15 protein-coding genes are annotated in these 20,035 nt (G+C 43.8%); 6 read left to right on the forward strand and 9 right to left on the reverse strand.

Going from position 1 to position 20,035, the window contains the following annotated elements:
• Positions 1–70: 70 nt before the first annotated feature.
• Together HC733_RS13340 and HC733_RS13345 are read right to left on the reverse strand one after the other, a co-directional pair.
• A complete protein-coding gene (locus HC733_RS13340; protein ID WP_190365541.1) occupies positions 71–838 on the reverse strand; it encodes a DeoR/GlpR family DNA-binding transcription regulator in 768 nt (255 codons plus the stop codon).
• Positions 839–980: 142 nt separating this feature from the next.
• Positions 981–1,277 carry a DUF6482 family protein gene (locus HC733_RS13345; protein ID WP_190365542.1) on the reverse strand — a complete coding sequence of 99 codons (297 nt, stop codon included), beginning with the start codon at positions 1,275–1,277 and terminating at the stop codon, positions 981–983.
• A 225-nt stretch (positions 1,278–1,502) separates the two neighbouring features.
• On the opposite strand from HC733_RS13345, the gene HC733_RS13350 reads away from it, so the two are divergent.
• The 5 genes from HC733_RS13350 (at position 1,503) to HC733_RS13370 (ending at position 8,056) form a co-directional block, all read left to right on the forward strand.
• Entirely contained in the window at positions 1,503–2,786 is a 1,284-nt protein-coding gene (locus tag HC733_RS13350; RefSeq protein WP_190365543.1) for a beta-ketoacyl-[acyl-carrier-protein] synthase family protein, read from the forward strand.
• A 100-nt stretch (positions 2,787–2,886) separates the two neighbouring features.
• Positions 2,887–3,663: a LytR/AlgR family response regulator transcription factor gene (locus tag HC733_RS13355; RefSeq protein ID WP_190365544.1), complete on the forward strand. Its 777-nt coding sequence runs from the start codon at positions 2,887–2,889 to the stop codon at positions 3,661–3,663.
• Between the two features lie 130 nt (positions 3,664–3,793).
• Positions 3,794–5,770: a hypothetical protein gene (locus HC733_RS13360; RefSeq protein ID WP_190365545.1), complete on the forward strand. Its 1,977-nt coding sequence runs from the start codon at positions 3,794–3,796 to the stop codon at positions 5,768–5,770.
• Positions 5,771–5,868: 98 nt separating this feature from the next.
• The gene (locus HC733_RS13365) at positions 5,869–6,621 is read left to right on the forward strand and encodes an SDR family NAD(P)-dependent oxidoreductase (protein WP_190365546.1); all 753 of its coding nucleotides are present in this window, start codon (positions 5,869–5,871) and stop codon (positions 6,619–6,621) included.
• Between the two features lie 151 nt (positions 6,622–6,772).
• Complete coding sequence (locus HC733_RS13370) at positions 6,773–8,056, forward strand: LysM peptidoglycan-binding domain-containing protein (protein ID WP_190365547.1); 1,284 nt, start codon at positions 6,773–6,775, stop codon at positions 8,054–8,056.
• Between the two features lie 47 nt (positions 8,057–8,103).
• On the opposite strand, the gene HC733_RS13375 is transcribed toward HC733_RS13370, so the two are convergent.
• The 7 genes from HC733_RS13375 to HC733_RS13405 all read right to left on the reverse strand — a co-directional run bounded on the left by HC733_RS13375 (position 8,104) and on the right by HC733_RS13405 (position 18,995).
• Positions 8,104–8,592: a hypothetical protein gene (locus tag HC733_RS13375; protein ID WP_238937545.1), complete on the reverse strand. Its 489-nt coding sequence runs from the start codon at positions 8,590–8,592 to the stop codon at positions 8,104–8,106.
• A 134-nt stretch (positions 8,593–8,726) separates the two neighbouring features.
• Positions 8,727–11,903 (reverse strand): lantibiotic dehydratase, encoded by a 3,177-nt coding sequence (locus tag HC733_RS13380; RefSeq protein WP_190365549.1) that lies wholly within the window; start codon positions 11,901–11,903, stop codon positions 8,727–8,729.
• Between the two features lie 10 nt (positions 11,904–11,913).
• A complete protein-coding gene (locus HC733_RS13385) occupies positions 11,914–13,125 on the reverse strand; it encodes a lanthionine synthetase C family protein (protein WP_190365550.1) in 1,212 nt (403 codons plus the stop codon).
• Positions 13,126–13,191: 66 nt separating this feature from the next.
• Positions 13,192–15,315 carry a peptidase domain-containing ABC transporter gene (locus HC733_RS13390; RefSeq protein ID WP_190365551.1) on the reverse strand — a complete coding sequence of 708 codons (2,124 nt, stop codon included), beginning with the start codon at positions 15,313–15,315 and terminating at the stop codon, positions 13,192–13,194.
• A gap of 29 nt (positions 15,316–15,344) precedes the next feature.
• Positions 15,345–16,589, reverse strand: coding sequence for an HlyD family efflux transporter periplasmic adaptor subunit (locus HC733_RS13395; RefSeq protein ID WP_190365552.1), 1,245 nt, complete (start codon positions 16,587–16,589; stop codon positions 15,345–15,347).
• A gap of 264 nt (positions 16,590–16,853) precedes the next feature.
• Positions 16,854–18,215, reverse strand: coding sequence for a bifunctional UDP-N-acetylglucosamine diphosphorylase/glucosamine-1-phosphate N-acetyltransferase GlmU (glmU, locus tag HC733_RS13400; RefSeq protein ID WP_190365553.1), 1,362 nt, complete (start codon positions 18,213–18,215; stop codon positions 16,854–16,856).
• A gap of 138 nt (positions 18,216–18,353) precedes the next feature.
• Positions 18,354–18,995 (reverse strand): GNAT family N-acetyltransferase, encoded by a 642-nt coding sequence (locus HC733_RS13405; protein ID WP_190365554.1) that lies wholly within the window; start codon positions 18,993–18,995, stop codon positions 18,354–18,356.
• 192 nt (positions 18,996–19,187) lie between these two features.
• Here HC733_RS13405 and HC733_RS13410 point away from each other — a divergent pair, with 192 nt between their 5' ends.
• Entirely contained in the window at positions 19,188–19,829 is a 642-nt protein-coding gene (locus HC733_RS13410; protein ID WP_190365555.1) for a hypothetical protein, read from the forward strand.
• The last annotated feature ends 206 nt before the right edge of the window (positions 19,830–20,035 follow it).

Consider the following 20,035-nt stretch of genomic DNA (forward strand, 5'->3'; position numbering starts at 1 on the left):
ACGTGAAGTGTGTTGTCATAATGATGTTTACTACGCACGATGTTGTCTCTCATGCGTAACGTTAAATTCTTTAAACGCTTGCGCGAATTACTGTTACACCGCTGCTTTCAATCGTTTGGCACAGCGCCAACGCTAAATTGTCGTCGGTTATCAAGGTTGTGACTTGCGACCAAGGCAATTCTAAGTTGGGAATTTTGCGCCCCACTTTGTCTGATTCCACCATTACGATAACTTCTCGGGCAGATTCAGCCATAACTTGGCTTAAACCCACCAGCTCGTTAAAGGTTGTTGTACCACGCGCAACATCAATGCCATCGGCACCAATAAATAGCTGGTCGAAGTCGTACGAGCGCAATACTTTTTCTGCCACCTGCCCTTGAAATGACTCTGAATGTGGGTCCCAAGTGCCGCCGGTCATCAAAAGTGTTGGTTCATTTTCTAGTGATAACAATCTGTTAGCTATATTCATTGCATTGGTCATCACCACTAGCCCGTGTTTGTTAGCAAGCTCGGGGATCATCGCGGCCGTTGTTCGACCACTATCGATAATGATGCGGTTGTGATCTTTAATCAGGTTAGCGGCCGCTTTAGCGATTGCCATTTTGCGAAGTGAATCGCGTTTATCGTTGCTTTTTGCAACGATCTCTTGCGGCAGAGCCACCGCACCACCGTAGCGGCGCAGCAACAGTCCGCTTTTTTCCAGCGCGGTTAAATCCTTTCGAATCGTAACTTCTGACGTTTCAAACTCAACGGCCAATGCATCCACACTCACTTCACCGCATTCGTTTACTTTCGATAGAATGGTATGGCGTCTTTGCTGGGTGTTTCGTTTAGTCATGTTTAGTTCAGGTAAGTTTCGTTTCGTAATTTAGATATAGTTTAAACGAAACTTAAGAGTTTTGACAACGTCGATTTTTAGTTTTGTTAAAATCAGCCCAAAAAAAGCAGGCTCTCGCCTGCTACCCAAACAGGAGGAGGGATTAATGGAGAAGGTTTAAACTCGTTTTTACATTGCCCACAGAGGCTGAGGCAACCATTTCATCATAGGCGCTTTGCATTTCGAAAGTCGCAATTTGCACACCTAGACTGGCTAGCATTACTTCGGCCTCTCGCAATGAGTTAAAGGTCATGGTTTTACCTTTGGCATCACTGAGCAAGTGATAGTTGCCTTGCGCATCAATACCGCCGGCTAAGTAATGATTAGAGTCGGCATAACTTAAAATTACCGCTTCAAGTGCTTGCTGATTTAGTTGGGCTTTTAGTTCACTTACACGCATGTCAAAACACCTATTTTACTTTGGTTGAATTTTAAACGATCAAAGCGTGTATTTAGATCAGCTGCAATTAAAGTTTTTATTCTGCATTTTGCTCTGTGTCATGGTTTTGTCATAGCGACTTATTAGGCTGGTTTAGTTGTATCTGCGTCTGAATAAAATGAGCTGCAGTAATAAAAGAGTTGGGCGCTGCAAACCCCTATGATGAAAGAGGTAAAAAGGAAGATCATGAGAAGAATTGTTGTGACTGGCATCGGCGCTATTTCTCCTATTGGTAATTCAGCACAAGACAGCTTTAAAAATTTATTGCAGGGTAAGCATGGTATTCGCCCCATCGAACACTTTAACCCTGAGCAATTTGCCTGCAAAACGTCTTTTGCCGCCCAAGTAAGTGCCCATTTAGACCCATCAACGCTTGCGCCTTTTAAAGATATGGATGACAGCACCCGCACTAAGTTATTAAAAAAATTAGACCGTCATCAGCTATTTGCCATGATAGCGGCTGCTGAAGCCATCACTGAAGCTGGCCTTGATAAAATCACTAATGAGCAACAGTTGCATCGCATTGGCGTAAACATTGCCACTGGGGTTGGTGGGCTCAATAGCCTTGAAGTATGCGCAGGCAAGGCCGCCAACGGTAAAAAGCAATCGCCATTTGGTAATTTGATGTTTTTGCCCAACTTGGCAGCGGGTTATGTGGCCAGCCACTGGAACTTTGGTGGCCCTAATAATTCACACTCAACAGCGTGTGCGGCAAGTGCCCACTCAATTATTGATGCCTGCAATGCAATTAAGGGGGGCGAGGCAGAAATCATCGTAGCAGGTGGTGCTGAAGCATCGGTCACTCCGGTGGGGATCTCAACTTTTAACGCGCAAAATGCGTTATCTACCAGAAACGATGACCCCCAAGCTGCATCTAGACCCTTTACGCAAGACCGAGATGGTTTTGTTATGGGTGAAGGGGCGGCTTGCTTAGTGCTAGAAGAATACGACCATGCTATCACCCGTGGCGCGCCTGTTTATTGTGAAATCGTCGGCTTTGGTCGCACCAGTGATGGGTTTACCGGACAAGCACTCAGCGCGCCCCACCCGCAAGGTTTGGGAGCACAACGTGCAATGCAAACCGCGCTTAATATGGCTGATATTAATACCACAGAAATTGACTACATCAATGCCCACAGCACCAGTACTGCGGCAGATAGCATTGAGGTCATGGCAATCAAAAATGCTTTTGCTGACCATGCCAAACATATAGCGGTATCGGGCACTAAGTCGCAAACGGGTCATTTACTCGGTGCAGCGGCTGCTATCGAAGCGGTGTTTACCGTGCTGGCGCTCAAGCATCAAACCCTACCTTATACTTTGAATCTCACCCCTGATAACGTGGACGCAAATTGCCAAGGCGTTGATTTAATAATGCAAAAACCAATGCAAAAACCTGTTCGTTACGCCTTATCTAACTCATTCGGCTTTGGTGGCACCAACGCATCGCTTGCGTTTAAAGGGTTTTAGCCACTGCAACAATGATGCAGGCAATGCTATTTGCCTGCATTTGTCTTGCATCTCGCTACTCGCCATTTAAAATACCTTTATTTGGAACGTGGTGTCTCGCATGCAAGAGTTCAAAGCCCATATCAGCACACCTGATCAACGTACAAAATATCAGTGGCTACTTTGCGCTTTGGTATGGACCTTAGTTATCTTAGTGCTCAGTGCCATTGAGGGCTTGCACGATCTGCTGGTTGCTGCTGACAAAAAATACAACAACCCATGGTGGTGGGCACTGCAAGAGTGGTTCATCTGGTATCTATTCTCACCCATTACTTTTATGCTGCTAGATAAACTACAGCATCTTAACTTACTCAATAAAAAAGGTTATTTGCTCACTCTGCTACCCATGTTTTGCACCACCATGACGTATCAAGCTATTTTTGATGTGTTTGTTTATCGGGATCATATCCCAAGTACCATGGTGTACTTTGCCCCATCACACTTTCTTATTCTTCTTATCAGTACGGTGATATGGCATAAACTCTGGAAAACCCCACAGCTAGATCACCAGAGCACCATGCTACTGGTTGATCAAGGCCGACACAAAACCCTACTGGCTTTGGATGATATTGTTAATATTAATGGTGCAAGCAACTATGTTGAAATTCACACCCAACAAGATACCTATATCAAACGTGCCACGTTGACTCACATAGAGCAGTCTCTGCCCGCTTCATTGTTTCTGCGCTGCCATCGCTCTCACTTGGTTAACCTTCGCTGCATCGCCCACATTGAACGCAAACCTTCCGGTAGTGCTGTGATCCATTTAAGCAACGGGCAAAGCGTACCGCTCAGCAAACGCTACTACTCACAAGTAAAGTCTTTAAGCGCAGCGTAAGCGTGAATCCTACCGCTAACACTGCGGTGCATTCGTCCCAGCATATCTCCAACCAGCCCTAATCTATTGTTTTATATAGTTTGATATTTTCAAATGGCAGACAGGATCACATGGAGTAAAAATACAGACAATGAAATCAATTCAGATAACCGCACTGGGTGCGCTGTTATTTTTCAGCGGCTCGGCACTTGCAATAAGCGAATCAACGGATGACAAACACCAAGCCCAGCGCTTTTTAGCAAGCCATTTTAACCAGTTTAACGCCCAGCACGCTTTGGATATGATCACGCAAACGCCGGGGTTTGTATTACAAGAAGGAAGTACACAAAGAGGCTTAGCAAATACATCTGGCAATGTGTTAATTAACGGCATAGCGGTACAAAGCAAAACCCAATCGTTGAGCGATATATTGGCAAAGCTCAGCCTTGATCAGGTGGAATATATTGATTTTTATCAGGCAAATCACCCTTTTAGCAGTGCATCTCAACACACCCAAGTTATTAATATTAAAGTTAACAATGCATCAACTACCATTGATGTGCAGTCAAGCCTAGCGCTTCGAGACAGTAAGCGTGCTGTGACAGGGCTCGATGCTCAGATACGCTCACCTTGGTTAAACTGGCAACACCAGTTAAGTATCAAAGCACGCAATAATCGTTATGAGTCTAACTACATTGCCGACGAATATACTCAGCAAGGGATGTTACTTGAGCAACAAACAGAAGACTTCATTGAACAGCTTGGCGAGTTTCAACTCGGCACGCAATCCACCATGGCCACCGATACAAGCAACCTGCAACTGACCAGTCAGTTTTGGACCGAGCGCTGGCAAACCGACTTTATACATGCCTATTTTGAGCCCAACAGCGCTGCAGCTTATGATAACTCACACACTCTAGAGTGGCTTGATATGGATGAGTATCAACTAGGCGTTGATTGGCAAACGACCGTGTATGACAGCTTTGAGTTGCAGCTAACAGCTTTAGTAACCGACAACCAACAGGCTAAAACTATCACCGAGTTAAATGTGCAGGCTGAGCCATTTATTCAAAATAAACACCATAAAGAACATGCAGTTCAGTTGTCTATACAAGCTAAAGATTGGTATTTTGAGCCACAATGGGGTTTAGAGTTTAGCCACAATCAACTACAGGCAAATACGCATTCAGCCAACCAAGTGGTGTATAACCAAGTATCGGAAACACGCTATCAGCCCTTTGGCGCTATAAACTGGCAAATCAACGATGCTTGGCAACTTTATAGTAAGTTAAACGTCGAATTTGCCACTTTGAACACACATACACACGACGCAAACGAACACTCAAAGCGCCATATTAAACCTTTGCTAAGACTCTCTTACGATACAGAGCATTGGAATATAAACTGGCAATTTAAGCAGCATGTTGAGCAATTAGACTTTGCCTTGTTTGTGGTGAGCCAAGACATCAGCTTTGATCGTGTTCAACTTGGCAATAACAATATAAAACCGAGTCGTTATAGCGAGTTATCCATGCAGTTAAATTACGCTACGAGTGAGTATGTCACCATTAACAGTAAGGTATTCAGACAGTGGCAGCGAGATATTCATGAATCGATGCAACTCAATGACAGCAACGAAGGCATCGCCAATGCAGGACGTGCTCACCTCAACGGCCTAGATGCTGTTATTGATCTTAAAACGGATGTGTTATTAGCCAATAGTACCCTCTCGCTTGACTATCAATATCGCCAAGCTCGCTATCATGATCCGCTCGGTGGTATACGCGCTATCAATGAGCTTACCCCGCATACCTTGAGCGCCGAGTTTAGACATAACTATGACACGCTCTCATGGGGCATTGAATTGAGTGCACGCACGCGCGAAACACAATACTACGTTGCTGAAAAGTCGCTTGAGCGCGATAGCGCAAGCACATCGATATTTTTCGAAATGCCTTTGGCCAGCAAAACTCAACTGCGAATTGAAGCAAACGCCGTTGAAAAAGAAAAGACCCAGTACTTACGACAATTTTACCAACCAACACGCGCGGGTAAATTAGATGGCTATCAAATAACGAATGAAACAACCCAAAGCGAGCTGAGGTTGACGCTGCGAAGCCAGCTTTAATTAGTGCGATTTTATAACCAATGAAGTGCTTATTTGTTATCTAGTCAGGCATCAATGGTGTTGGTAACTTTGTACCTAAATTAATAAAGGAGTGATACATGTCTACTAACACCGTTTTGCTTACCGGCGCGACAGCGGGGATTGGTTTAGCGACCGCCAAACATTTACTGCAACTAGGCTGGAGCGTCATATTTACCGGTAGAAATAGCGATAAAATAGCAGCGACTATCGACCAACTGAGCCCTTTTGTTGGGCAAGAACAAACCCTCAAAGGGGTACTTTGCGACAACAGCAATTATGATCAGATCCAAACCCTCGCAGCCTCGTTAGAGTACGATAACATCACGCTAGATGCTGTGATACTCAATGCTGGCGTGTTTTATCCGAATCAATTTGAGCATGAGCAATTAGCTAATTTTGAAAAAACTATGAGCGTCAACTTCACCGGGCCTGCAATGATGCTGCAAGCTTTGCTACCACACCTGAATAATCCAACCAGTGTGGTGTATGTATCGAGTATCGTAGTTGAAAAAGTATTCGCTAACACCGCAATTTACTCAGCGAGTAAGGCGGCATTTGAGGCGCTTGCCAATACCTTGAATGTTGAATGGGCTGAGCGTGGCATTCGCATTAATTACCTGCGCCCAGGTGTTACCCTCACAGAAATACAAGCAAAAGCAGGGATGCAACCTGAGCAAATTGATGAGTTTGAACAAAGCCTAGCCACTACACCTGCAGGGCGTATTCTTGAACCACACGACATGGTCAGCGCACTTGCATTTTTAATCTCTCAAGGCTCTAACATGATGCGCGGCGCCCATATTAGAGTGGATGGTGGTCATTGTTTATAAGTTTTTAATGAAGCCCTCCGTGGGCTTCTGCTGCTATATTTTCAACATTCATACCTGATTAATCCCACCACTTTAGAGTAAGTGAGCCTTATACAACCCGATCACCTTAAGTTACAATCGGTACAAACAACGATAAATAATATGGCTGACTATGCATTTTTTTCGACCCTTTTTCTTAGTGCTTGCGCTGTTTTTGAATGGCTGTGTAAGCGTCTCTAAACAGCATGTTGAACCGCAAGAGCCTGCGCACACAAACCCCTCGGTTGCTAAGCAACAACCAAGTTCACCCAAACCAGAGCGCACTCAAACTACGCCTTTGCAACCTCATGAGTATCAGGACGTATGGCAACGCATTCGCGCACAATTGGCCTTTGCACCGAGTAACCATCAAGCGGTGCAAGATAGGGTTGATTGGTATATGTCTCATCCAAACTATATGGATGTAATAAGCCAACGTGCCGCACCATTTTTACATTATGTGGTAAAACAAGTAGAAAGCCGTGGCTTACCGATAGAATTGGCGCTCATGCCACTGATCGAAAGCGACTTTGATACCTCAGCCTATTCGCATAAGCATGCTTCGGGTCTTTGGCAGCTAACGCCTTTAATCGCCAAACATTACGGTGTAAAAATTAGCCCTTGGTATGATGGTCGCCAGGATATCGTTGATGCCACCAACGCTGCACTTGATTTTTTAACCTATTTACACAAGCGCTTTGATGGTAATTGGTACCATGCGATTGCTGCCTACAATACTGGTGAGGGCCGAGTCGCCCAAGCAATCAAAAACAATCAGCGCCGCGGTAAATCAAGCGACTTTTTTGCTTTATCTTTACCCAAACAAACCCGCCACTATGTGCCTAAGCTACTTGCTGCAGCGCAGCTATTGCGTGAGCAAGAGATGGTTTTTCCAAAAATAACTAATCGACCAGCAATTGCTATCAGGGCATTACAGCAAGGTGTGATTTTAAATACCGATAAGCAATGGCAAGCGCTACAAACACTCAACCCCGGCTATACCCGCTTTCCTGCCCTATTAGATGGGCCCAAACATATCGTCCTGCCAATAGAACAAGCGCCTCAATGGCAGGCGTATTTAGCGCATTTACCCGCAATGCCCAGCTCACAATGGCAGCAGTACACTGTACAGCGTGGGGATAGTTTAAGTGTGATTGCCAAGCGCCATGCTTTGAGTGTGGCTCAGCTGAAAACCTTTAATCAATTGAACTCTAATCATATACGCGCAGGAGACACGCTGTTACTGCCGATTTTGGCAGATCAACAGCTTGATTACACCGTTCGCTCGGGGGATAGTTTATGGCGCATCGCCAAACACTTTAAAGTCTCAATCAGCAATATAAAAAAATGGAATGCGTTATCTAAAGATACATTGCGTGTTGGCGACACGCTGACCTTGTTTTTAGCTGACCGTTAATAAAATGACGGCCGAGCATTAATAAACACTCGGCACAAACAAGTAACTTAATGAAATTTTACGGTTTTATTTGAAGGTTCATACTCTCGCGTTTCGGGCTTGGTCCAAGTGCCATATTTAAGATATTGCGTGGCAACACGCAATTTCCCATCAACAAAACGACTGGAAGATTTTACCTTACTAATACCATCTTGGTTGCCCGCAACATCTTCGTAGGCAATAAAGCTGCCATCATCTGAAGTAGTAATGGTGCCTGTGGTATAAAACCCCGCGGTAGTAAAGTAATAAAATACAATCTGCTGCTTGGTTTTATCCCAGAAAATAAGCGACTCGCCCCCATACTCGCCAGCATTAATTGAGTGTAGCGTTCGTACTGCGGTGCCATTTAGCGTTCTTTCCCAGTGACTAACATCTTGCATCACTGGCTTGCCTTGCTCAACAGGAAAGTCAGCCTGCCACGTGCCTAAGTAAGGCTCGAATACCTTCAGCTCATTCACCAATCCCTGCGCCCAAGCGCTTAGGCCATAGACTAACATGACTGCGATAAGCAAAAAGACCTGCGCCTTTTTCATATACTTGCCTCTAAGAACCCATTTTGTTTGTTCAACTGTAGTCGAATATCGTCAAAAATGTGCGGCTCTGTGACTAAGCTGCACATTACTCAATGATATTATTGCTGTTTATTGGCCGAGAAATACTTTCTGCGCAACAAATCGTGGATCACCAGCTCTTGCTCACGGCCATAGGCTTTGAACATGCGGTTATTGTGCATATGCAATAGTGACCCTAATAAAGAGTCTCTGCTACAGTTTAGAGCGTCATCACTAATGAGTTGATTCAATTGTTCCACCACAGGTTCAGCCTGCTCTTGCCACTGCACAAGCAAAGCAAACAAATCATTTTGCAGCTCATCGCTGGCTTGTACCGACGACTGATTAAACTGCGCAAAATCTTTGTCTAAGTCTTGCTGATAATCTCGATAACGATTGCCAAGCTGTTTTCTCAGTACACTACTGTCGCCAAACTCTTGCCCAAATCCGTCTCTAAGTCTGCTTATCAACGCCAATTTAGCATCGTGATCATAGTTAAAGAGCGTGAGTAACCTGTCGGTGTAGAGGAGCGCAGCACGCCAGCGTACTTGCTCACCATGCTCTTCAATGAGCGCGCACACTTTGGCTATAAATACGCTGTCGAACATAAACAAAGATTCAACCAAGGCCATTGACTGCGGCCCACCATAACGCTCCACCTCGCGCTCGTAAGTCATCAACTCCACTTTATGTAGCTCACCTTGCTCAATCATCGGATCAAGTAGCTGATTAAGCAGAGGTAATAGCTGACCACATAGCACCTGCGGCTCACCAAAAAAGCGCAACCTTAAGTGCCAATCGGGATCGCTATAACGAATAAAAAACCACTTGTCGTATAGCTCACTATGTTGCTCAATCAGTGGCTGTAGTTGCTCACTGAGCAGTTGTTCAACTAACGAGTTACCCGAGTATATTTTTAAGCTCAACCACTGCGAACCGGCACTAAAACGACGCTTAATCGGCTCTGCTGTAATATTGGCAATCGGATTGTCGGCAAAGTGTACATGCTTAGCGGCATTGGCATTGAAAAGAGGTACTATCAGCTCGTTGTTATAGTGCTGACCTTGTGCGTCTACTACCCTTGATTGATATTGACTGCTAAGTACTTCTTTGAGCTCAACGCGCGTTGCGCCTTGGGTTTCGGAAAGTAAAATGGCAAACATATCTGGATTGGTTAAATCCAACTGCAAGACATTGTCTGACATGGCATAGCTTACTTGGGCATCAAGTTGATACTTGGCCATTAATGCGTTGAGCTTGTCTTTATCAAACTGTCCCTTTGGCGCGACCGCTTCTAATTGCGCTCGCTCAATGCGCCATGTTTTTTCGCTCAAGATTAAGTTATCGAGCATGATACGAGGGACAAACGCACTTTGCGCGGTACTGCTTGGCATGTGAAAGTTTGGCGCTCTGCCCGACTGATGTTGCAACATACACAGAAATTTATAAGCACTTAAGCTTCTTGCTGAGTAGTTGTGTGCGCTAGATAACCTTGGTACCACTTGCTTATTTAAGCGTTTACTCCATAGCTTAACCTTCTGCCCCTCAACCCAAACGTGTAAGTCACTCAATGGAATTTGATATTCACCAGCCAACGAACTGTCAGCCATAAACACGATTTCGTATTCACGTAAGTGAGGACGCGCTATCACATTACCAGGTCGTCCTTCTGGCATGTGTACCACTTCAGCGAAAATAACATCCGGCGAATGGGCTTGCTCCTTGTGCAACTGCGCAATCACATGCTCTTTTAATGATGTATCTAAATGACAAAAACGACCTAACAGATTTGCCGATGACGGCCCATAACATCCGTTCAGCTTAACAACGGGGTTATGTTTTTCATCTTCATACACGCTGAGCATGGCAGAAAATGAACTGGGAAACTTGTTCACCGCATCTTTATTGGTCACTTGCGATTTGAGCTCTTTACTTTTTAAAACGATACAATCTTTTGCTCTATTTTCTGGTAGGCTGATCGCATCATCAATAATACGATCTAGTATGTTAACTGGCGGCGCAGATCTGCCATTTTGCGCTTGTCGATTACCCAGCGGTAGACCGGCAATCAATGGCGCGTCGTAGCCAGTTTCATCTGAAATACCAATCCCCGACTCGTCATCTAAAATAACGTCCAGTGGTACAAATTGACCTTCAAAGCGGGCATTAAATTGCGTCATAAATTCGCTCATGACAGGCGTTGTTGAGTCTATGCTTAACCCAGCAATAAGATCTAACTGTTTCTTTAAACGGCTGATCTCCATTTCACTGAGCTGGCACTGCTCAAAATGGCGATAAACATCCGATTGAAAAAGCTTGTTCTCCTGAACTTTAATCGGTAAGCGCTCTAGGTGCGCTAAAATCTGCTTATAAGGTGTTATCTGTCCAGTTTTTTGCTCATCTAAAAGCTCAACTTGCGCAAGTGCAGTAGCGAGGTGATCGGCTGTCTCGCGCTCTTCGATTGCTTGCAAAGACTTAAGAAGTGCCAAGTCGGGAGAATCCCCTGTCAATGGCAAAGGAATATCAGCTTGCAGAACGCCTTCATCAATTAAGTCTTGAATATAACCTTCAACGTCTTCTTTATCTGCTTCGGGGTATTGCGCACAAAACACGTCTACCAGCGCATTAAAGCTTAAACCGGGTTTGGCGCTTTCTAAGGCAAATTTGAAGTATTCGTCGCTCTCTACTGCACTCAAACGATACTGCATACTGTCATCAGAGAGGTATGTTTCGATGTATCGACATTGCTGAGCAATAAAATAATGAGATGAGTTAGGCTTATATTTTAAAGCGTCTGAGCGCGATGCGTGCTTAATAAAATGCTCTTTTAAAGCCGATAAATAAAACATATCAAGGCGAGTGCTACGGTCATCTTGGGTATGTTCGCCGCCAACCAATGTCGTTTGATTGCCAACTTGCCCCATATGCACACCTGAGAATAAGCCAAATGGCGTCGGACGCGAACACATACGTATCATGTATTTTATCAGCGCATGCGCAACCTTTTTACCTTGTTTTGAATCAGGTTTATTGCGCCATTGTTCAATACGTTCAAGTAGTGAAGGACTCGCTAAATATAGCGCTTCAAGCACGCCTGGGATCTCTAGCCAGTCATTGAGCACGGCATTGCTATCTGCATCAGGCGCCGAAAATGCATGTAAGTGTTCGACTGCAAGACGCGGAGTGCGCACAACAAAAAACGGCGCATTTTCAATCGGCTGTAAAGTGGTATTGGCTTGTTTTGAATTAGTCGTCATACATCCTCCGTTAAGCCATCAACAAACAGTCAGTCCAGCTAGTGTCATCATTGAGCACACCGAGTAACGCCATGCCAATACCTGAGTAGCCCATTAAGAACCCAAAATCCACCACATATTTTTTCTCTCTACCATCAAAGCAATACATTGCTTCAATACCGCGCTGCTCGAACTGCTCTAACGTGTAATCAAGCCAAGTTTGCATCGCAGATGCCAACTCTGGATGAGGCATTACTTGATTGAGCAATTGATAAATAGTCACCATTCCGGCAAAACCATGGCAAAGACCGGCATCGTTGATTTGACCCGCTTTAGCATCTCTTTTAGTGGTGTGTAACGCTATCTCTAAAGCTTTCTCGACGTAACTTGGTCTATCTATTGCCTTGCCGACACGGGCTAAAGTCAAGGCAATGGTTAAGTCGCCATAACACCAACCCAACCGCGAGTCGTGATGTTCGCTTGGTACACACGTCCCATAGCATGAACTTTCTGTATCGGCGTTTTGCTGCGCCAATAACCAATCACAGCTACCTTGGAGCAACTCACCCACTTGTGCTTTTAATTCGTCAATTGCTAATGCCGGCAACAAAGCTGCAATTATACCCGGCACACCATGTGCCAAGCCGAGGTTATATTCAGGTTCATCAGCTACCTCTTTATTGAGTCGATAAACAGAGTTGCTAGGTTGAGACCACGTAATGTGACCGTTATCGAGTCGACTTGCAACGCTGCCCAAGCCTCTCACTATCACCTTCCAAAGCTCAGCTTGGTCACTATAAAGCGCGCGTCTTGCTGCGTAAGGACTGTAACCGGCAAGACCAAGCACAGACTCAATTTCTCCCGGCCATGGGTCATGCGCCAATGCATTACAAAACAATTGATCAACGTCTTCTAATAGCTCAGCATCATAGTCTTCTTTATCTGCTTGGTTTAGATACTCTAACAGCCAAGCTTGGCCTGCTAAGCCATAACTCAACTCAAAAGTCTGTTCTGCTAGCCCCTCTTGAAGCTGCTCTAGCTTTTGCGTAAATACCGCTTCATCAACCCAATCAGCATTCCATTGGTGAGCTTGGTACAAAAATAGCAAATGGCCTGCGATACCGCTGAGCAAGCCATGGTTGTGTTCTGAGGTATCTAAGTGACTGACCTCGGAGGCGAGAAGGTGAACGATTTTCTCTATTTTTTCTTTGTTTTCCAAAAGGTTACCATTCTTATTATTCATACTTTTCCTTAAGCCTTTTTATTATAAAGCTGCAAAATGAGTAGTTCGTTATTGTTATTTTTGTCACTACGCCTCTGTGGGGCTTGGCTCTTTATATTTACTTAGTTTGATTTCACGATCTGCGGACGCAATGGTTTCTTTACGGTGAGCGATTATCACTCGCGTAATTTTTAGCCGTGATACGGCATCATTGATGTCTGACTCTAAACTGGTATCAAGGTGGCTAGTCGCTTCATCCATAAATAGGATTTTGGGGTCTTTGTACAAGGCTCTTGCAAGAATAATACGCTGCTTTTGCCCCCCAGACAGACTCGAACCCATATCACCAATCAAGCTGTCATAGCCCATGGGCATCGCACTAATGTCATCATGAATCGCCGCAAGATCAGCACAATACACCACTTTTTGCATATCAATCGGCGTGTCAAAAAAGGCGATATTATCTGCTACAGAGCCTGATAACAGCTCATCATCTTGCATCACCGCTGCGATTTGCTGACGATACTGGCGAGCACCAATTTGCTCCAAAGGAATACCGTCGATAAGCACTTCGCCGCTTTTAATTGGGATCAAGCCCAACATGATTTTAAGTAACGTAGACTTACCACAGCCTGACGGGCCCGTAATGGCAACAGACTCACCCGCGTTAATTTTTAAGCTTAGATTATTCAAAACGTTAGCCGATGCGTCTGAATAAGCAAAACTCACATTCTTTATTTCAATATTACCTTCAATAGTATGGCGCTTCGTTTTATCTGGCTGAAGCTGTTCTTTTTCAGTGAGCGCGATATCTGCGATACGATCAAAGTGCAACCCAAGCATTTTAAACTCAATGAATTTTTCAATCAGATTCGCGGTTTTATCCATAAATTGACGCTTATAAGACATAAACGCAAACAACATACCGGTACTAAAGCCACCTTGAATAACTAATTGCGCAGCTAGGTATACAACAACAATATTCTCTATGCCAAACAAAGCTCGGTTAATGGCATCATAACCGATTTGAAAGTTGCCTAAGCGAATATTCTGATTGATTGCATTGGCATAGCGGTTTTGCCATTGACCTTCGCGCTTAACTTCAGAGCCAAACAACTTAATGGTTTGAATGCCGCGTACCGTCTCCATAAAGTTGGAGTTTTCTTCAGCGCGCGCCATGATCTCTTGCTCGCTGATGGTACGAAATGGTTTGTACATCGCCACGCGGACCAAGGCATATAGCACTACGGCAATCAACACCACTAATGACAACATAGGCGAGTAGAAAAAGATCATCGCCAATGTAATGATCGCCATCAAACCATCGATAATGGCTTCAATTACTCCGGTTGTAAGTAGCTGTTTTACCTGCTGCAACGATCCAAACCTAGATACCACATCACCCATATGACGAGTTTCAAAATAGCTTAAAGGCAAACGGACCAAATGATGAAATAAGTTGGCGCCCAGTTGAATGTTCATTTGGTTACCAAAATGCAACAGCGTAAAGCCCCGTAAAGCATTGGTTGCTATTTCGAAGGCCAATACCAAGAAGAAACCGACAGCCAACACGGTCAGTAATGAGGTGTCCCCTGTAAGGATCACATCATCAATAACCAACTGAATATAATAAGGTGATGCAAGCGTAAATACTTGCAACAAAACCGATAGCGCAAAAATAAGTAGTAGCGAGCGCTTAAGACCTGTGATCCGGCTCCAAAAATCAGAAAACTTTAAGGATGGCTTAGCTTCTTGTTTTTCAAAATTCTTCGTGGGTGTTAGCTCAAGCGCTATGCCAGTAAAATGCTTAGAGGCCTCTTCTAGGGTAAAGGTTTTTTCTCCTGACGCGGGGTCATGGATCACAATGCGTTTTTCATTGGCCTTTTTTAATACCACAAAGTGGTTCATATCCCAGTGCAATATGCACGGTGTTTGCAGCGCATCGAGATCTTCAAGTTCAATACGCAGCGGTCGAGAGGTCAATTCGAGCTTTTCAGCAAAATGCATAATATCTAGAAGCGTTGCCCCTTCTAAAGAGATACTAAATTTTTGCCGCAGCGAGATCAGATCGCTGTTATAGCCATGATAAGCCGCAACCATGGCTAGACTAGCTAAACCACATTCAGCGGCTTCTGATTGCAAAATAATAGGCAGAGATTTTCTTGACCAAAACTGTAGCTTAGCTACGGGTGATTCATCTTCAACATGCATAATAAGCCGCCTTTTCCTTTGTTTACAGCTTACAGCTGACCTTTGATGCTAAATACCGGATCGAATAGCCACCTTAATAACGAGCGCTCTTCGATAATAATGTCTGCGTCTAGTGTCATACCTGGACGTAACGCTGAGTCTTTCCCATACGCTTGCACAGCTTGCTGCTCTAATGCCACAACCACGCGATATGCAGGAGCAGAAATGATACCTGGCGTGTTGGTTTCATCAGGAAAAATAACACTTTGGCTTACCTCAATTACGTGTCCATCGTAAACACCAAATTTTTCATGAGGAAAAGCATGATATCTTAAACGCGTTGGCTGCCCTTCTTTAACAAAACCAAAGGCACTGGTTGGCACAAAAATAATGGCCTGCATTTGGCTATTTTCCGGTAATACCGAGAGCAAGTTCTGGCCATTGGTGACATTTTTACCCACCTTAGCCATTAAACCACTGACCACTCCGGCTTTTGGTGCTCTAAGCTCTCCAAGACGTTGTTGCTCTACTGACGAGAGCTGAATTTGCAACTCCGCTTTTTGTGATTGCAGTTGTGATAGATGATCGCTTTGCTCTAGCGGTAGTTGCTCAAGTTGATTTTCAAGTTGCTCAATTTGACTTTGCAATGCCAAGCGCTCAGATTGAATGCTCGACGCCTGCTGCTTTAAAGACAACAAGGTATCTTTTTGCCTTTGCAGCTCTAGCTCAGAAATATAACCAGTTCCCTTCAAAGTGCCTATTTGAAATACCATTTGCTCGTTTAACGTCAAACGTTCAGCAAATGTTTGGGCTTGCCCTTCAAGCTCTTTTAAACGCGCTTGTGCTGATGCTTTTTGCTGAGACAGTTCATTGAGCGCGAGTTTATTTTGGCGCTGCTGCTGAGCAATGCGTTGCTCTAATGCACTTAATTGAAAGTTATATTGATTCAACAACGCCTGATTCAGTTCCACAGCATGCGTGCTGTGCTTAGCAGAGGCAATACGCAATAACGGTTCACCTTGCTCTACATACTGGCCTTCTTTAACCAAAATTTCTGAGACAACACCTGTTTGGGGAGCTTTAAGTCGCAAGATACCCGTATTAGGTTCAATTACACCTGATACTCGCTCTTTTCGCGTATACTTGCCTAACGATAAAAAGACAAGACTGACAACAACCACTGCCACTATCATCACAGCTAGCGTGCTAAAAAGAGGGGGCTGTACCAAAGAGACTGCACCTTCTAGTCTGTGCCGCTTGTTTTCCATCACTTCTTTGCGGAATAAGTTTTCCATAGCTCTACTTCGGGTAACATTATTGTTAAATTTTCTTCATCGAAGTCACAATGTACCATGGTAAGCGACAAAAAGGAACGCGCCCAATATACGGCGTGTACCTGTCATTTTTAACGTTGAACATTCTACATTTAACGCAATTAAAAAGCCTTGGTAGATATCCGTTGGATAATTTTGTAAGCACTACAATTCAGTGATTGACCATATGCCTTAAACCAAAAAGAGCGCCTTTTAAGCGCTCTTTTAACAACATGACACAGTTAGTTAAGATTTTTTTGTCGGCCTTTGCCAACCATTTAAATTTCTTTGTTTGGCGCGAGCCACTGCAAGCTGTTCGTTCTCTACGGTTGCGGTGATCACCGAACCAGCGCCAACCGTTGCGGTTTCACCTATGGTGACAGGGGCGACTAATGCGGTATTAGAACCGATAAAGGCATTATCGCCAATAATGGTTTTTGATTTATTCACGCCATCATAGTTACAAGTTATTGTGCCTGCACCTATGTTCACTTTCTCACCTATCTCAGCATCACCTAAATAGGTCAAGTGATTGGCTTTTGAGCCCTTGCCAAGTCTGGTTTTTTTCATCTCAACAAAGTTACCCACGTGAGAGTCTTCTTCCATAATTGCACCCGGTCTTAGGCGTGCAAACGGGCCCAATGTGCACTTGGCAGCAACCTGTGCATCTTCTATCAGCGTATTCGCTTTAATAACAACACTATCACCAATCACACAGTTTTTAAGTACACAATTTGGCCCAATGATAACATCATTACCTATGTCTACTTTGCCTTCAAAAATCACGTTGATGTCGATTGAGACATCTTGCCCCGTGGTCACTTCACCACGTACGTCAATTCTGTTCGGATCTGCCAAACTCGCACCATTGAGCATCAATTTTTCAGCCTGCCAAGCTTGATAAGCACGCTCAAGCGCGGCTAACTGCACGCGGTTATTAGCCCCTTCAACTTCCATCGGGTGCTCAGGTTGTGCTGATGTGATCTCAACACCTTCGTTATGCGCCATCGCAACAATATCTGTCAGGTAATACTCACCTTGGGCATTATTATTAGATAATGCACCTAACCATTTTTTAAGTAAGCGACCATTCGCAGCCATGATGCCGGTATTGATCTCTTTAATTGCTAATTGCTCCGGAGTCGCATCTTTTTGTTCCACAATGCCAACCAACTTGCCATTTTCTCGCAGCATACGGCCATAACCCATGGGGTTTTCAAGTATAACGGTTAACACTGCAAGGCCATTTTTTGGTGTTATGGCTAATAGACGCTCCAGTGTTTCGCGTTTGGTCAGTGGCACATCACCATATAGAATCAAAACTGTATCATCATCACCAATGTGCTGTTTTGCGACAGCCACAGCATGACCTGTACCCAGCTGCTCCTCTTGCAGCACCCAGTTCACATCGTTATGAGACAATGCTTCTTGCAGCTGCTCTCTGCCATGCCCATATACCAAGTTAATGTTTGTCGATCCCAACGCAAATGCGTTATCGATAACGTGTTGCACCATCGGCTTGGCTGCAACAGGGTGAAGCACTTTAGGTAGTTTTGAGCGCATGCGAGTGCCTTTACCCGCAGCAAGAATAACAGTCGTTAATGACATCGTAAGAAAGTCCCGTATTTACGTTGTATGGTTGATGCATAAGCATTGATACACGCATTCTAACTGATATTGCGGGTTTTTAAAAAGAGAAGATAGGTAGACCAGAGGCAATCACAAAGGTGTTTATATCGCATTGGTTTATGCGCTTTCTAAGTACAGCTCTTTTAAGCTTTCGTTCAGAAAATGACTGCGCTCTGCGGCAGAAGAACAAAATTGCCTAGATGCACTTTTCACTTCATCACAACGAGCATGAACCGTTAAAATACAGCTTTTATCGCGCAGCGGACACGATTTATAATTATTATTGGGTCCACACGCACAGCACTTTTTAAACGCTTCAATATCAGTGTGCTTAAGGTAGGAAAACGATACTGGCAGAATGTCCAACGCTACACTGCTAAACAACGTTGACAAGCCATTTTCAGGACTGGGTTTAATAGTTCCTATTAAAGATAAATCTTGTTTAATCGCTTGCTTTAAAACATACTTTTTCAATCGGCTATAGATACCTCTGCCTCTGAAATTAGGGCTAATCCAAGCTGTTCCTATTTCAGCAAATCGATCTGATAACTTTCTTAAACAAGCATGTCCTATTACCGTCTCACCCTCGAAGTCGCTCGTTACAACAACATATGAGTCACCATTATCTAAGTCTTGTTTTACTTGCGCATAGCTGCGCTGCAACAAAGCCGGCTCCTCAATAGAAGCTTCACTAATCGTGGTTGCAAGCATGCATTTCAACTCATTTGATAACGACAACGAACTAACGATCCTTTCCATAATTAAAGCCCTTACATTCTATTTAAGAAATCAAATTGACTCTTATGGGGTGAGCCTGACTGTGTATTTTATTGCGCTATCAAAAATTAAACAGTGGCGGATCTGACAGTATGACGCTCATTTTTTGTTCGCTAAGATACGGTGAGCTGTAGAGTTTAAAACTAAAATGAAACTAAAGATGAAAGGTTTATTATGGAAAGTGTAATAAGGTCAATTTTTGGTAGTACACACGGTACACAAAAAGTTGCACAAGGGGATACTAGCGGTAACATTTGCTCAGTAAGTGGCCAAGTTATCGTTCAAGATGATGCTACCGTTGAGTCAATCGTATCTATTAGTGGCAGTATTAGAGTCGGTAGTAATTGCAAAATTGGTGCAATAAAAAGCGCAAGCGGTAGCGTAAAGATCAACGAGAGTAGTCACATAGGGAAAATCGAAATAGCGAGTGGTTCACTCAGTATCGCACAACAGTGTCAAGTTGAGTCTATAGCGGTCTTGAGTGGTAGCACAAAAATTGATAAAAACTCTCAAATAAAAGAGAGCCTTATTTGTTCAAGTGGCACCTTAAGACTGATGCCTAACGTAACTGTTGATGGTAATATTCAAACAGATAGTGGCAACATTATAATAGAAGAAAATGCGAGTTTAGGTGGTGATATAACGTTTACCGAAATGCCAAAACCTAAACTTGGCTTCTTCCGAGCGAATTACTCAAAACCTAAACTTATCATCGCTTCAGGTTCACGCTTAGAAGGCAATATACATTTGTATAGAAAAGTGGATGTAACATTACCACCAGAAATCTCACCTAATAAAATTATACGCCACTATTAAAAGCCCAATTTAAATAAACAAATTGCTCGTTAATATAAATAAAAAAGAGGCTTTCGCCTCTTTTTTAACTACTTTTAAAATCACTACTTAGTCGATTCTGAAAATCTCGGTTTTTCAAAAAACTGAGGTTGTTCAATTTGGATTGCCATCTTTAGAGTCGGTTAACCATCTAACGTTTTTGTTGTTTGATTTTCACGTGCCAATGG

Source organism: Pseudoalteromonas sp. S16_S37, from assembly GCF_014694405.1.
GTDB lineage: Bacteria > Pseudomonadota > Gammaproteobacteria > Enterobacterales > Alteromonadaceae > Pseudoalteromonas.

Bases quoted from the DNA above. Each gene is read 5' to 3' on its own strand.
- HC733_RS13345 (WP_190365542.1), bottom strand. From the start codon at position 1,277: ATGCGTGTAAGTGAACTAAAAGCCCAACTAAATCAGCAAGCACTTGAA.
- HC733_RS13385 (WP_190365550.1), bottom strand. From the start codon at position 13,125: ATGAATAATAAGAATGGTAACCTTTTGGAAAACAAAGAAAAAATAGAG.
- HC733_RS13405 (WP_190365554.1), bottom strand. From the start codon at position 18,995: ATGGAAAGGATCGTTAGTTCGTTGTCGTTATCAAATGAGTTGAAATGC.
- HC733_RS13395 (WP_190365552.1), bottom strand. From the start codon at position 16,589: ATGGAAAACTTATTCCGCAAAGAAGTGATGGAAAACAAGCGGCACAGA.
- HC733_RS13410 (WP_190365555.1), top strand. From the start codon at position 19,188: ATGGAAAGTGTAATAAGGTCAATTTTTGGTAGTACACACGGTACACAA.
- HC733_RS13390 (WP_190365551.1), bottom strand. From the start codon at position 15,315: ATGCATGTTGAAGATGAATCACCCGTAGCTAAGCTACAGTTTTGGTCA.
- glmU (WP_190365553.1), bottom strand. From the start codon at position 18,215: ATGTCATTAACGACTGTTATTCTTGCTGCGGGTAAAGGCACTCGCATG.
- HC733_RS13365 (WP_190365546.1), top strand. From the start codon at position 5,869: ATGTCTACTAACACCGTTTTGCTTACCGGCGCGACAGCGGGGATTGGT.
- HC733_RS13370 (WP_190365547.1), top strand. From the start codon at position 6,773: ATGCATTTTTTTCGACCCTTTTTCTTAGTGCTTGCGCTGTTTTTGAAT.
- HC733_RS13375 (WP_238937545.1), bottom strand. From the start codon at position 8,592: ATGTTAGTCTATGGCCTAAGCGCTTGGGCGCAGGGATTGGTGAATGAG.
- HC733_RS13340 (WP_190365541.1), bottom strand. From the start codon at position 838: ATGACTAAACGAAACACCCAGCAAAGACGCCATACCATTCTATCGAAA.
- HC733_RS13380 (WP_190365549.1), bottom strand. From the start codon at position 11,903: ATGACGACTAATTCAAAACAAGCCAATACCACTTTACAGCCGATTGAA.
- HC733_RS13350 (WP_190365543.1), top strand. From the start codon at position 1,503: ATGAGAAGAATTGTTGTGACTGGCATCGGCGCTATTTCTCCTATTGGT.
- HC733_RS13360 (WP_190365545.1), top strand. From the start codon at position 3,794: ATGAAATCAATTCAGATAACCGCACTGGGTGCGCTGTTATTTTTCAGC.
- HC733_RS13355 (WP_190365544.1), top strand. From the start codon at position 2,887: ATGCAAGAGTTCAAAGCCCATATCAGCACACCTGATCAACGTACAAAA.